The sequence below is a fragment of the Pseudooceanicola antarcticus genome (genome assembly GCF_900215355.1).
Lineage (GTDB): Bacteria > Pseudomonadota > Alphaproteobacteria > Rhodobacterales > Rhodobacteraceae > Pseudooceanicola > Pseudooceanicola antarcticus.
The window spans coordinates 172,690-185,750 of the sequence record NZ_OBEA01000006.1; the positions used below are offsets into that span (position 1 = coordinate 172,690).

14 protein-coding genes are annotated in these 13,061 nt (G+C 66.8%); 7 read left to right on the forward strand and 7 right to left on the reverse strand.

Annotated features, from left to right (window positions below; genetic code table 11):
* Positions 1-17 precede the first annotated feature (17 nt).
* Positions 18-332 carry a divalent-cation tolerance protein CutA gene (gene cutA / locus CRO50_RS15520; protein WP_097146839.1) on the forward strand — a complete coding sequence of 105 codons (315 nt, stop codon included), beginning with the start codon at positions 18-20 and terminating at the stop codon, positions 330-332.
* Between the two features lie 42 nt (positions 333-374).
* On the opposite strand, the gene CRO50_RS15525 is transcribed toward cutA, so the two are convergent.
* The 3 genes from CRO50_RS15525 to cysS form a co-directional block, all read right to left on the reverse strand.
* Complete coding sequence (locus tag CRO50_RS15525; RefSeq protein WP_097146840.1) at positions 375-1,160, reverse strand: squalene/phytoene synthase family protein; 786 nt, start codon at positions 1,158-1,160, stop codon at positions 375-377.
* Positions 1,161-1,347: 187 nt separating this feature from the next.
* Positions 1,348-2,973, reverse strand: coding sequence for a citramalate synthase (gene cimA / locus CRO50_RS15530; RefSeq protein WP_179747300.1), 1,626 nt, complete (start codon positions 2,971-2,973; stop codon positions 1,348-1,350).
* 187 nt (positions 2,974-3,160) lie between these two features.
* A complete protein-coding gene (cysS, locus tag CRO50_RS15535; protein ID WP_097146842.1) occupies positions 3,161-4,585 on the reverse strand; it encodes a cysteine--tRNA ligase in 1,425 nt (474 codons plus the stop codon).
* 449 nt (positions 4,586-5,034) lie between these two features.
* Here cysS and CRO50_RS15540 point away from each other — a divergent pair, with 449 nt between their 5' ends.
* Entirely contained in the window at positions 5,035-5,859 is an 825-nt protein-coding gene (locus tag CRO50_RS15540) for an isocitrate lyase/PEP mutase family protein (RefSeq protein ID WP_097146843.1), read from the forward strand.
* The gene (locus CRO50_RS15545) at positions 5,856-6,710 is read left to right on the forward strand and encodes a TPM domain-containing protein (protein WP_097146844.1); all 855 of its coding nucleotides are present in this window, start codon (positions 5,856-5,858) and stop codon (positions 6,708-6,710) included. Before CRO50_RS15540 ends, CRO50_RS15545 begins: the two co-directional genes overlap by 4 nt.
* Positions 6,711-6,780: 70 nt before the next feature.
* On the opposite strand, the gene CRO50_RS15550 is transcribed toward CRO50_RS15545, so the two are convergent.
* Together CRO50_RS15550 and CRO50_RS15555 are read right to left on the reverse strand one after the other, a co-directional pair.
* Complete coding sequence (locus CRO50_RS15550; RefSeq protein WP_097146845.1) at positions 6,781-7,332, reverse strand: peptidylprolyl isomerase; 552 nt, start codon at positions 7,330-7,332, stop codon at positions 6,781-6,783.
* Complete coding sequence (locus CRO50_RS15555; protein WP_097146846.1) at positions 7,325-7,831, reverse strand: peptidylprolyl isomerase; 507 nt, start codon at positions 7,829-7,831, stop codon at positions 7,325-7,327. Before CRO50_RS15555 ends, CRO50_RS15550 begins: the two co-directional genes overlap by 8 nt.
* Positions 7,832-7,968: 137 nt before the next feature.
* Here CRO50_RS15555 and CRO50_RS15560 point away from each other — a divergent pair, with 137 nt between their 5' ends.
* Positions 7,969-9,153 (forward strand): phosphoglycerate kinase, encoded by a 1,185-nt coding sequence (locus CRO50_RS15560; RefSeq protein WP_097146847.1) that lies wholly within the window; start codon positions 7,969-7,971, stop codon positions 9,151-9,153.
* Between the two features lie 70 nt (positions 9,154-9,223).
* Here the strand turns inward: CRO50_RS15560 and CRO50_RS15565 are convergent, their stop codons facing one another.
* Positions 9,224-9,517, reverse strand: a complete 294-nt coding sequence (locus CRO50_RS15565) for a DUF1330 domain-containing protein (protein WP_157791764.1) — start codon at positions 9,515-9,517, stop codon at positions 9,224-9,226.
* A 282-nt stretch (positions 9,518-9,799) separates the two neighbouring features.
* Between CRO50_RS15565 and CRO50_RS15570 the strand changes: the two genes are divergently transcribed.
* Positions 9,800-10,723, forward strand: coding sequence for a fructose bisphosphate aldolase (locus tag CRO50_RS15570; protein WP_232617803.1), 924 nt, complete (start codon positions 9,800-9,802; stop codon positions 10,721-10,723).
* 58 nt (positions 10,724-10,781) lie between these two features.
* Here CRO50_RS15570 and CRO50_RS15575 read toward each other — a convergent pair whose 3' ends face one another.
* Entirely contained in the window at positions 10,782-11,000 is a 219-nt protein-coding gene (locus tag CRO50_RS15575) for a tautomerase family protein (protein ID WP_097146990.1), read from the reverse strand.
* Between the two features lie 198 nt (positions 11,001-11,198).
* Here CRO50_RS15575 and CRO50_RS15580 point away from each other — a divergent pair, with 198 nt between their 5' ends.
* Together CRO50_RS15580 and pdhA are read left to right on the forward strand one after the other, a co-directional pair.
* A complete protein-coding gene (locus CRO50_RS15580; RefSeq protein WP_097146849.1) occupies positions 11,199-11,498 on the forward strand; it encodes a septum formation initiator family protein in 300 nt (99 codons plus the stop codon).
* Between the two features lie 547 nt (positions 11,499-12,045).
* Positions 12,046-13,059 (forward strand): pyruvate dehydrogenase (acetyl-transferring) E1 component subunit alpha, encoded by a 1,014-nt coding sequence (pdhA, locus tag CRO50_RS15585; protein ID WP_097146850.1) that lies wholly within the window; start codon positions 12,046-12,048, stop codon positions 13,057-13,059.
* Positions 13,060-13,061: the final 2 nt, after the last annotated feature.

Consider the following 13,061-nt stretch of genomic DNA (forward strand, 5'->3'; position numbering starts at 1 on the left):
CATCAGGGAGAGGCCGCATGATCCTGGAAGTGGAAACGCTCTGCCCGGCGCGGGGCGTGGCGGACCGTATCGCCGCCCATCTGCTGGAGGCCCGGCTGATCGCCTGCGCCAATCGCTCGCGCACCGTGGTCAGCCTCTACCGCTGGGAGGGAGAGGTCCGGGCCGAAGAGGAATACGCGCTGCGGGTGAAGACCCGCATCGAGCTGGGCGACCAGGTCGAAGCGGCGATCCTGCGCTGGCATCCCTATGACCTGCCCGCCGTCCTGCGCCACGAGGTGCAGGCCAATCCCGGCTACGAGGCCTGGGTCAGATCCGAGACACTCGAACCCTGAGACCAGGCGTGATGGTGGATACCTCCCACCATCGCCCGGCATCTACCAGCGCCCGAGGCTGGCCTTCAGAAGTCCAAGTCGCTGCGCCAGCGGGGCGATCTCGAGCGCCCCGGCCTGCACCCGTGCCGGTGTCTTGCGCGCCAGTTTCAGCACCGCCACCGCCTCGGGCAGCCCGTAGAAGAGCGGCGCAAGCTGCGACGGCAGCGCCTTGCGGCGGGCACGCAGGGCGCTGGCGCGGCTTAGCGCTTCGGCGGCCAGCGCTGCCACTGCCGTCTCGCGACCATCGGGCAGCGGCATGCGGCCCGCGGCCTCCAGCGCAGGGATCGCGCGGAACCAGCCTGCGAGCCCCAGGACGAAGCCCGCATCCGCCGCCAGCTCTGCCGGCAGGGCGCCGCCCAGCATGCCCGCACCCGCGCGCAGAAGGTGGCCCGAGGTGGCGTCGAGATAGCTGCGGAAATGTGCCTCGTCCTCGAAGGGCTCTTTCCAGATATCCCAGCGACGCGCCTCGACCAGCGCGTCGAGCAGGGCCGCGCCTCCAGGCGTCAGCCTTTCGGACAGCGGTGTCACCACCTCGTGCCGCCGGATGCCCTGGCCCTTGCGGATCTCCTCCAGCGCATCGCGCCACCATTGCAGGCGCATCTCGGCGATCATCGGCTCCTGGGTGACCCAGGGCGCGCGGGAAACCTCGATGTTGAAGGCCCAGAGCGGGAAGAGCGCCAGCCGCGCCGCGGGGGGCGCCGCCATGGTGGTGCGGAACCGGGCGGGATCGCCGCGCTCGACCAGTTCGGCACAGGCGGTCAGGTCATCGTTCCACTGGATCTCTGGCAAGGGGCTCTCCGGCGTCTCTGCTGGGCTTGGGCTGGTGAGGCAGGTAGCCCCGACGCGGCCCGGCTGCAAGCCATCTGCCCAACATTGACCGTGCAGAAGCTGCAGCTACCGGCCCCGTGGGTCACGGTGCTGTGCCCGAAGCCCCCGCCCAAGGGCGGAGGCTTGGGCGCTTCGATTGCCGGGTCGTCTACTCTGCCGCGGCCCGCGCGGCCTGGCCGTGCAGCAGCTTCCAGCGCACCGCATCCACCAGCGCCTCGAAGGAGGCATCGACGATATTCGCCGAAACTCCCACGGTGGACCAGCGGTGGCCCTCGCCATCTTCACTGTCGATGATGACCCGCGTCACCGCCTCGGTGCCGCCTTGGGTGATACGCACCTTGAAGTCGACAAGCCGCATGTCCCCGATCAGCCCCTGGTAGGCCCCCAGGTCCTTGGCCAGCGCCTTCCAGAGCGCGTTGACCGGGCCGCGGTCATTGCCGGCCTCATCAAGGCTTTCCGAGACCGAGAGGATCTTCTCTCCGTCGATGATCGTCGACACGACGGCCTCGGAGACGGTGACGATATCGCCCATGGCATTGCGCCGGCGCTCTATGCTGACACGGTAGCGGTCGATATCGAAGAAGGCGGGCAGCCGGTCCAGCACCCGGCGCGCCAGCAGCTCGAAGCTGGCCTGGGCGCTGTCGTAGGTATAGCCGCTGTCCTCGCGCTCCTTCACCACCCGCAGGATCTCGGCCAGGGCCGGATCGCCCTTCTCGACCTCCAGCCCGGTCTCGGCCAGGCGGCGGCGCAGGTTGGACTGCCCGGCCTGGTTCGACATCGGAATGATGCGCTCGTTGCCGACCAGGGCGGGGTCGATATGCTCGTAGGTGGAAGGGTCCTTGAGGATGGCGCTGGCATGCAGCCCCGCCTTGTGCGCGAAGGCCGAGGCCCCGACATAGGGCGCCTGCTTCACCGGCACGCGGTTCAGGATATCATCCAGCATCCGCGACACCGGCACCAGGTTGACCAGCGCCTCCTTCGCCACGCCGGTCTCGTAGAGGCTGGCGTAGGGCTCCTTCAGCAGCAGCGTCGGGATCAGGGTGATAAGGTTGGCATTGCCGCAGCGCTCGCCCAGCCCGTTCAGCGTGCCCTGGATCTGGCGCACGCCCGCATCGACTGCCGCGAGGCTGCCCGCCACCGCATTGGCGGTGTCGTTGTGGGTATGGATGCCCAGCCGGTCCCCCGGCGCGCCCGAGGCGATGACATCCTCGACGATGCGCCCGATCTCGACCGGCAGCGTGCCGCCATTGGTGTCGCAAAGGACAACCCAGCGGGCCCCGGCCTCAAGCGCCGCATGAACGCATTTCAGCGCATAGTCGCGGTCGGCCTTCCAGCCGTCGAAGAAATGCTCGGCGTCAAACAGCGCCTCGCGCCCCTCGGCGACCAGATGCGCGACCGAGCGCGAGATGTTCTCGAGGTTCTCTTCCAGCGAGATCCCGAGCGCGGTGGAGACGTGGAAGTCGTGCGTCTTGCCGACAAGACAGACCGCAGGCGTGCGCGCGTTCAGCACGGCGGCCAGCACGTCGTCGTTCTCGGCCGAGACGCCCGCCCGCTTGGTCATGCCGAAGGCGGTCAGCGTGGCGCGGGTGGCGGGCGCATCCTCGAAGAAGGCGCTGTCGGTCGGGTTGGCACCGGGCCAGCCGCCCTCGATGTAGTCGACGCCCAGCTCATCCAACATCTTGGCGATGCGCTGCTTCTCGGGCGTCGAGAATTGGACGCCTTGCGTCTGTTGTCCATCACGCAGGGTGGTGTCGTAGAGATAAAGACGTTCCATCAGAGCCCTCCCCCGGCCTCATGGCGGGCGGGGCCCGTGTGTCGTTGGGAATTCGCACAGCCGCTAGCTGCAAGGCACTCGACCGGGTCGCGCAGCGGCCCGGTCAGCCCCCGGCCGCCCCCCCGGGCGGGGGCTTTCGCCCCCCCCCGCGGCCGGAAACTGACCTGTGTTGCTCTCAGAAAGGCCCTCATTCCAGCCCCTCCAGCTTGGCCGCATCAAAGCCCGGCCCCGGCAGAAGCTCGATCTCGGCCTTGGACATGCGCACTTCGACACCCGCCGCGATCAGCGCATTCTTGAGCTCATCGACCTTCGAGAAATCCTTGCTCTCCATGGCAGCAGCACGGGCAGCCGCGAGGCTCTCGGCCAGCTCTCCAAGCTTCTCTCGATCAGCAGCCTGCAGGAGATCCAGCATATCGGAGCTGACGGTCTTAAGCCCCAACAACTCCAAACCAGCCAAGAGCCCCGGGATGTCGCCGATATCAGCTAGACGACGCAACTCGGTGATCGCTCTCGGCGTATTCAAGTCATCGGCAAGCGCCGCCAGAATCTCTTGAGGCACCTCACCCGGCTGGTTGTCACCCTTCATTCGGTGCCACTTACCGAGTTCCTTCTGCGCATCATTGCGCTTCTTTTCAGTCCAATCCATCGGACTGCGATAGTGCGTCAACATGAAGACATAGCGCATGACTTCACCGGAAACCGCCTGGTCCAGCAGATCGCGCACGGTGAAGAAATTGCCCAGGCTCTTGGACATCTTCTTGCCCTCGACCTGCAGCATCTCATTGTGCATCCAGACCCGCGCGAAATCCGCCTTCGGGTGGGCGCAGCAGCTCTGGGCGATCTCGTTCTCGTGGTGGGGGAACTGCAGGTCGATGCCGCCGCCGTGGATGTCGAAGCTCTCGCCCAGCAACTCGTAGCTCATGGCCGAGCACTCGATATGCCAGCCCGGACGGCCCCGGCCCCAGGGGCTGTCCCAGCCGGGCAGCTCGTCGGTCGAGGGCTTCCACAGCACGAAGTCCATCGGGTTGCGCTTGTAGGGAGCCACCTCGACCCGCGCCCCGGCGATCATGTCCTCGACCAGCCGGCCCGAAAGCGCGCCGTAGTCCTCGTAGCTCTCGACCGAGAAAAGCACGTGCCCCTCTGCGGCATAGGCGTGACCCGAGGCGATCAGCCCCTCGATCATCTCGATCATCTGGCCGATGTATTGCGTGGCGCGCGGCTCGGCACGGCTCTGGTCGCCCTTGATCGCGGGGCGCAGCGCGCCAAGCGCATCCATGTCCTCGTGATACCAGCGGATGGTCTCTTCGCTGCGCTCGGCGATCAGCTCTTCCAGCGACCCCTCGGCCCCCGCCTCGCGCCGGGCAAGCGCGGTGGCGTTGATGCGGTCGTCGACATCGGTGAAGTTGCGCACGTAGGTCACGTGCTCTTCCCCGTAGACATGGCGCATCAGGCGATAGAGCAGATCGAAGACCACCACGGGCCGGGCATTGCCCAGGTGCGCCCGGTCATAGACCGTCGGACCACAGACATAGATCCGCACATCCGATGCGTCGATCGGCGCGAAGGGTTCCTTCTTCCGCGTCCGGGAATTGTGCAGATTGATCTCGACCATGTCTCGCTCCTCGCAGGGGCCGGTGAAGGCTTTGCCCGCGGGCGGCTTAGCAGGTCATTTCTGAGAGGGAAACGAGGAAGCAGCCCGCGAGAATATCTCAGCAGGTAATGCAGCAGCCGGTAATGATGGCAATGCTTCCGTACATGCGCCCTGCCTAGCCCGGCGTGGCGCAGCTGGCAAGCCTTCTTGCGCAGGTGCCCCCCATATATGGCCCTGCCGGGCCAAGCCTCCGGCGGGAGTGTTTTCCGCCATCGACCAGCTGCATGCGGCCCTTCTCTCCATCCGATGGCTGAAAATACTGCGGGGGGAGGCTCCGCTTGCGGAGACGGGGGGCAGCGCCCCCCTCCTCCCTTCGTCCCGCAGCGAAACGGGCGGAAAATCCTTGCTAAGGGCCGCGCTCTGCCCGACCCTCCGGCCAGCCAAAGTCCCACGGCCCCAAGGAGACGACCATGCACGACCCCGCCCCTGCCTTCCGCGCCCTGCACCAGAAGGGACAGCCCTTCGTCCTGGCCAATGCCTGGGATGCCGGCTCGGCCCGGATGCTGGCCGCCCTCGGGGCCCAGGCCATCGGCACCTCCTCGGCCGCCTTCGGCTTCACCCTGGGCCGGCCCGACGGAAACGTCACCCGCGACGAGGCCCTGGCCCATGCGGCAGAGCTGGTGGCCGCCACCCCCCTGCCCGTCTCCGGCGATTTCGAGAATGGCTTCGGAGACGACCCCGAGACCGTGGCCGAGACCGTGCGCCTCGCCGCCGAGGCAGGCCTTGCCGGCATCTCGATCGAGGACAACCCCGCGGGCGGAGAGACCTCCTACGACCGCGACCTGGCCATCGAGCGCATTCGCGCCGGGGCCGCCGCCGCCCGCGCCCTGCCCCGCGACTTCGTGCTGGTGGCGCGCGCCGACGGGGTGATGAACGGCACCTACGACATGGAAGAGGCCCTGGCCCGCACCGCCGGTTTCGAGGCCGCGGGCGCCGATTGCCTCTATGTCCCCGGCCCGCCCAGTTTCGAGGACCTGCAGCGGCTGGTCGACAGCACCGAGCTGCCGGTCAACGCCCTGGCCGCCGGGCACCTGGCCAGCTACGCCATGGAGGACTTCGCCCGCATCGGCGTGGCACGGATCTCGCTCGGCTCGGCGCTGGCGCGGGCGACGCACCGGGTGATCCTGGATGCCATGTCCGAGGTCTTCGAGGATGGCAGCTTCTCGAAGCTGAAGAAGTCGGTGCCCGGCGCAGAGGTCGATGCCATGCTGCTGAAGGGCGCCCGGCCGGAATGAGTCTGCCAGCGATGACGCGCCTGCTGCGCCTCGGTGTCGCCCTGCTGATGCTCTGCGCCACACCCCTGCTGGCGCAGGACTTCCCGCAGCCTGCGGACCCCTATGTCAACGACCGTGCCGGGGTCCTGACGCCCGTCGACGAAGACGCGATCCGCGCCGCCCTGCGCGCGGCCCGCAGCGAGACCGGCGTTCATATCACCGTGCTGACCCTGCCATCCCGCGAGGCCATAGCCCCCGGACTGACGCTCGAGACCTTCGCCACGGCGCTCTTCAACGACTGGGGCATCGGCGATGCCACCCGTGATGACGGTATCCTGCTTCTGCTTTCCATGCAGGAGCGCGAAGTGCGCATCGAGCTGGGCCGGGGCTTTGCCAGCCAGTGGGAGGGCGTCACCGACGCGATCATGGAAAAGACCCTGCTGCCCGCCTTCCGCGAAGGCCAATACGCGCGCGGTATGAAGGACGGTGCGATCCGGCTGGTCGAAGAGGTCGCCCGGCCCTTCGCCGCCGGCGAGGCGCCTGCCAGGGATCTGACCGGCCCGCTGGTGGCGGGCGGCGCCTTCGGGCTCTTCGCGCTGCTCGGGGCGCGCCGCCGGATCGGCAACCTGACCACCCGCCTGCGCCGCTGCCCGAACTGCGGAGAGCGCGCGCTGCGCCGCAGCCGGATCACCGACATGCCGGCGACGCGCCACGCCTCGGGCAAGGCGCGCCGGATCACCCGTTGCGGGTCCTGTGGGTGGGAGACGGTCGCCTACATCAACCTGCCGCGGCTGAAGACCGAAAACAGGCGTTCCGGCGGCGGCTTCGGCGGCGGCTCTTCCGGGGGTGGCGGCTCTTCCGGGCGGTTCTGATCCCCTTCCCGCAAACACAAAGCGCCCCCGGCGGGACCGGGGGCGCTTGTCGTTCCAGCAGCAGCTCAGCTCACTCGGTGACGGTGACCGACACCATGCGATCAGGCGCGCCCATCACCGCACCGTTGCGGCCTTCGCCGCGCTTGATCTGGTCGATCACATCCATCCCCGAGGTCACTTCACCCACCACCGTGTAGGCGCCGTTCAGCGAGGGGTACTCGGTGAACATGATGAAGAACTGCGAGTTGGCACTGTCGGGGTTCTGGCTGCGGGCCATGCCCACCACGCCGCGCGTGTAGGGAATGTCCGAGAACTCGGCCGGCAGATCGTCGTACTGCGAGCCGCCACGGCCGGCCATGCGCATGTCGCCGCCTTCCTTGGCAAACTCCACGTCGCCGGTCTGGGCCATGAAGCCGTCGATCACGCGGTGGAACCAGACGCCGTCATAGGCACCTTCCTCGGCCAGCGTGGTCAGGCGCTCGACGTGCAGCGGCGCGACATCCTCGAAGAGATCCACGTGGACGGTGCCGTTGGCCTCGCCGGCGATCTCGATATCGAGACCCGTGGCAAGGGCCGGCCCGGCCAGGAGGCCGAGCACGGCGGAAAGGGCCAGCTTACGCATCCGCGGCCACCTTGACCGAGATCATCACATCGGGCTCCGCAGGCGGCTCGCCACGGGTGATGGCGTCGACGTGCTCCATGCCCTCGATGACGCGGCCATAGACGGTGTACTGGCCGTTGAGGAAATGGTTGTCCTTGAAGTTGATGAAGAACTGCGAGTTGGCGGAGTTCGGGTTCTGGCTGCGCGCAGCACCCAGGGTGCCACGGTCGTGCGGCAGCTTGGAGAACTCGGCGGGCAGGTTCGGCAGGTCCGAGCCGCCGGTGCCGGCCATGCGGATATCGAAGCCGGTCTTGGTGTTGCCGTTCTTCACGTCGCCGGTCTGGGCCATGAAGCCGTCGATCACGCGGTGGAAGACCACACCGTCGTATTGACCGGACCGCGCGAGCTCTTTCATGCGCGCGGCATGCTGCGGCGCGACGTCGGCCAGCAGCTCGATGGTGACGGTGCCACCCTTCAGTTCCATGAGGATGGTGTTCTCGGGGTCCTTGATCTCGGCCATGGGGCCCTCCTTTAGGCTGTTTGCGTCAGCATTATGCAGATGCGGGCCGAATGCCAAGCCGGGCCGGTTGACCATGCGGCGGTAAGCGGCCATCACTTGAGCCCAACAGACGCCAAATTTGCATTCGGGAGACCGCTATGGGCTGGAAAACGCTTGATGACATGGATCTGGACGGCAAGCGGGTTCTGACCCGCGTCGACATCAACGTGCCCGTGGAAGACGGCCGCGTGACCGACGCGACGCGGATCGAGCGAATCGTTCCCACCGTGCAGGACATACTGGCCAAGGGCGGTCAGCCGCTGCTGCTGGCCCATTTCGGCCGGCCCAAGGGCAAGGTCGTGCCCGAGATGTCGCTGCGCATCTGCATTCCCGCCCTCGAAGAGGCGCTTGGCCGCAAGGTGGTCTTCATCGAGACGCTGGAGGCCGCCAAGGCCCATACCGCCGAGCAGGACGAGGCGCCGGTGCTGCTGCTGGAAAACATCCGCTTCCATCCCGGCGAAGAGGCCAACGACCCGGCCTTCGCCAAGGAACTGGCGACGCTGGGTGATGTCTACTGCAACGATGCCTTCTCTGCGGCGCACCGGGCCCATGCCTCGACCGAGGCGCTGGCCCGCGAGCTGCCCGCTTGCGCCGGCCGCCTGATGCAGGCGGAGCTGGAGGCGCTGGAAGGCGCACTTGGCCAGCCGGTCCGCCCGGTTGTGGCCGTGGTGGGTGGCGCCAAGGTCTCGACCAAGCTGGAACTGCTGGGCAACCTGGTCGAGAAGGTCGACCGGCTGGTGATCGGCGGCGGCATGGCCAATACCTTCCTCGCCGCCCAGGGCATCAGCGTCGGCAAGTCGCTCTGCGAACACGAGCTGACCGAGACCGCCAAGCAGATCCAGCTGAAGGCGCTGGACGTGGGCTGCGAGATCATCCTGCCCTCGGACGTGGTCGTCGCGCGCGAGTTCAAGGCCGGTGCCGAGAGCGAGACCGTGCCCGTGACCCAGGTGCCCGAGGATGCGATGATCCTCGACGCCGGCCCCGAGGCCGTGGAGCGTGTCGGTGCCGCCTTCGAGCGCGCCAAGACGCTGATCTGGAACGGCCCCCTCGGCGCCTTCGAGATCGAGCCCTTCAATACCGCCACCGATGCCGCAGCCCTCAAGGCGGCGGCCCTGACCAAGGCCGGCAAGCTGAAATCCGTGGCCGGCGGCGGGGATACCGTGGCCGCGCTGAACGCCTCGGGCGCGGCGGCGGACTTCTCCTACATCTCGACCGCCGGCGGTGCCTTCCTGGAATGGATGGAGGGCAAGACCCTGCCCGGCGTCGCCGCGCTGGAAGGCTGAGCCGCCTCACCGGCACCGCCCCCGCCCAGGGGCCTCGACATGATGCAGCCCCCGAGTTCCGGCTCGGGGGCTATTGCGTTCCGTCGACCAGGATGGCGTCGAGAGAGGAGCCAGAGCGCCGCAGCTTTGCCAGCCGCTGGAAGTCATCGCAGCCCCAGAAGGCCTCGGCATGGGCGCGGTCCGGGAAGCGGATCACGAAGGCCGCATCGGGCAGCGTGGCCTCCCCCTCCATCCGTGTCGGATTGCCGCCGCGCACGCTGAAGCTGCCCTGGTGGCGGGCGACCACATCGGGGATCTCGGCGAAATAGGCCTCCATCCAGTCACGGTTCTCGATGGTCATCTGTCCGATGATGAAGGCAGTCATCACGGTCGCTCCCCTTGGCTGCATTTCACCGTGAGCCTCGCATGGCGCGGTGGCATGGGCAACGCCATGGCCCGACGCTTCCCGCCCCGTCCCGGCCCGTGCAGGCCGAAAGCCTGGGCAAGCTGCCGCGAAAACACCCCCCGCGCCCTCCCGGGACGCGAACTGCGGACAGTTAGCGCAACCTGAATTGCCTCTGTCACATGGCTCGCCTATTCAGGGAGCAGCCGCGGCGGCACCTCCCGCCCCGCGATTGGTGAAACCCAAATATTTCAGGCGATTGACATGTCCGACACCCTGCATTCCGAGATGGTCAAATCCGATCCCGCCATGGCGGAGCAGATGCGCTCCGGCGACGGCTTCATCGCAGCCCTCGACCAGAGCGGCGGCTCCACCCCCAAGGCACTGAAGCTCTACGGGATCGAGGAAGACGCCTACGAGGGCGAGGCCGAGATGTTCTCGCTCATGCACCAGATGCGCGCGCGGATCATCAAGTCCCCGGCCTTCAACGGCGAGAAGGTGATCGCCGCGATCCTCTTCGAGCGCACCATGGACGGCGAGATCGACGGCGTACCGACCGCCGAGTACCTCTGGAAGACCTGCAAGGTCGTGCCCCTGCTGAAGGTCGACAAGGGCCTGGACGAGGCCGAGGATGGCGTGAAGCTGATGAAGCCCATGCCCGAGCTGGACGCGCTCTGCGAGAAGGGCGTGGCCAAGGGGATCTTCGGCACCAAGATGCGCTCCGTGGTGGATGCGGCGAACCCGGCGGGCATCGCCAAGGTGGTCGAACAGCAGTTCGCCATCGGCAAGCAGATCCTGTCGCACGGGCTGATCCCGATCATCGAACCCGAGGTGACCATCTCGATCCCCGACAAGGCCGAGGCCGAGACCCTGCTGCGCGACGCCATCCTGGCCCAGCTCGACGCCCTGCCCGAGGGCACCGAGGTGATGCTGAAGCTGACCCTTCCCGAGGTCGACAACCAGTACAAGGCGCTGGTCGACCACCCGGCCGTCATGCGTGTCGTGGCCCTCTCGGGCGGCTACGAGCGCGCCGAGGCCAATGACCAGCTGTCGCGCCAGACCGGGATGATCGCCTCCTTCTCGCGCGCCCTGACCGAGGGGCTTTCGGCCCAGCAGTCCGATGAAGAGTTCGATGCCACGCTGGCCAATTCGATCTCCGGGATCTACGCGGCCTCCGTCGCGGGCTGACCCCCGAGACCGACAGACCAACGAAGGGCGTCCTGCGGGGCGCCCTTTTCACATGCGCCTAGCCCTCGGCCTTCAGGGCCAGCGCCCGTTCGGTGGTCCAGACCCCCTCGGCCCCGCCCCAGTCGCCGCTGCGCACCTCGTGCACCCGGACCGAGGTATTGGCCTGCATCGCCTGGCCTGCCACCCGGCCGAAGCCCTTCGCGGTCTCGGCGATGATCCGGGCCTTCTCCTCTTGCGAAAAGACGCCTTCCATCACATGGATGTCTATCAACGGCATGGTCATTCTCCCTGATGTCTCTGGCTCGCAGCCTAGCACCTCTTGGGCTGGCCCCCGCGCGGGCCACCGGAGACTCCCGCCAAATCAGGAAAAATCCGCGTTATTTCGCCTAGTGGTCACTTAGGGGATTCACATCCCGAATCACCTGTGGCATGATTCGCATACACCGCACGAAGAGGCGGGTTGATTGAGGCAGTCATGAGCATCGAGTCGCGTCCGGGTATCGGGCTATTCCTCTATTTCGGAGCCATCCTCCTGCTGGGGATGTACTTCACCTTTGCCGCCGTGCAGGGGGAGTACGGTCTTTTCCGCAGGGCCGAGGTTGTCGCCGCAAACGAGGTACTGGCCCGCGATCTGGCGCGGCTCGATAGTCGCATCATCGACATGCAGAACAAGACGCGCCGCCTTTCCGACGATTACCTGGATCTCGACCTGCTCGACCAGCAGGCCCGCGATGTTCTGGGCCTCGTCCGCGTCGACGAATTCGTCCTGCGCTGACGCGCGCCCCGCACAGCCCGCAGACAGTTCCGGCAGAGATTTCCGCCTCGCACGCGCGTATTTCGCGCCGCCGCATGGAATGAAGCGGCTCTTGCAGGCATCACCAGGCTAAAAATACTCCGGGGGAGTCTCCGGCACGGAGATGGGGGCGGAGCCCCCTCTGCCTTTGCTTTCGTCGCCATCCGGCGACCGGGGCAGAGCCCCTTCTCTCTCCTTTCGTCGCCGTCCGGCGACAGGGGCGCAACCCCTTCTCCCTCCTTTCATCGTCATCCGGCGACCGGGGCGCAGCCCCCTGCCCCTCTCGACGACCGGACCGCCGCGAGAGTGGTCGCGCCACGCGCATTCCGGGACGCCCAATCCCCGCTCAAATCAAACTTGCGTCAATTGCCCCATGGACAAAGGCGCAATGCCTCTTAGTCTTGCACCAGGATCAAGCCAGCCACCCGCGGCGATTTTGGCCCTCGCATCAGGGTCTGAATTGCTGTAGGAGATAGTTTAGCGTTAAACTATCCAAGATTTGCACATCGACTCACGGGGAGGACACCGCATGGCGACCCGCAAATCCGCAGCCAAGCCGAATGTTTCGGCAGATGAGCTGAAGAAGTACTACCACGACATGCTGCTTATCCGGCGCTTCGAAGAGAAGGCCGGCCAGCTTTACGGCATGGGGCTGATCGGTGGCTTCTGCCACCTCTACATCGGCCAGGAAGCGGTTGTCGTGGGCCTCGAGGCCGCGGCAGAGGAAGGCGACAAGCGCGTCACCTCCTACCGTGACCACGGCCACATGCTGGCCTGCGGCATGGACCCCGACGGCGTCATGGCCGAGCTCACGGGCCGCGAAGGCGGCTACTCGAAGGGCAAGGGCGGCTCCATGCACATGTTCTCGAAAGAGAAGCATTTCTACGGCGGCCACGGCATCGTCGGTGCCCAGGTGCCGATCGGCACCGGCCTGGCCTTCGCCGACAAGTACCTCGGCAATGACCGGGTCTCCTTCGCCTACTTCGGCGATGGCGCGGCCAACCAGGGCCAGGTCTACGAGAGCTTCAACATGGCCGCGGTCTGGAAGCTGCCGGTGATCTTCGTGATCGAGAACAACCAGTACGCCATGGGCACCGCCCAGAAGCGTTCGACCTCCTCGCCCGAGATCTACAAGCGCGGCGAGCCCTTCGGCATCCCCGGCCAGCTGGTCGACGGCATGGACGTGCTGGCGGTCAAGGAAGCCGGCGAGAAGGCCGTGGCGCACTGCCGCTCCGGCGAAGGCCCCTACATCCTCGAGGTCAAGACCTACCGCTACCGCGGTCACTCCATGTCGGATCCGGCCAAGTACCGGACCCGCGAGGAAGTGCAGAACATGCGCGAGAAGAACGATCCCATCGAACGTATCCGCGGCATGCTGCTCGACGGCAAGCACGCCTCGGAAGAGGATCTGAAAGAGATCGACAAGGCGATCAAGGATATCGTCAACAAGTCGGCCGATTTCGCCAAGGAAAGCCCCGAGCCCGCGCTCGAAGAGCTCTGGACCGACATCTACGCGGATGAAATTCCGCAGCACAACGCCTGAGG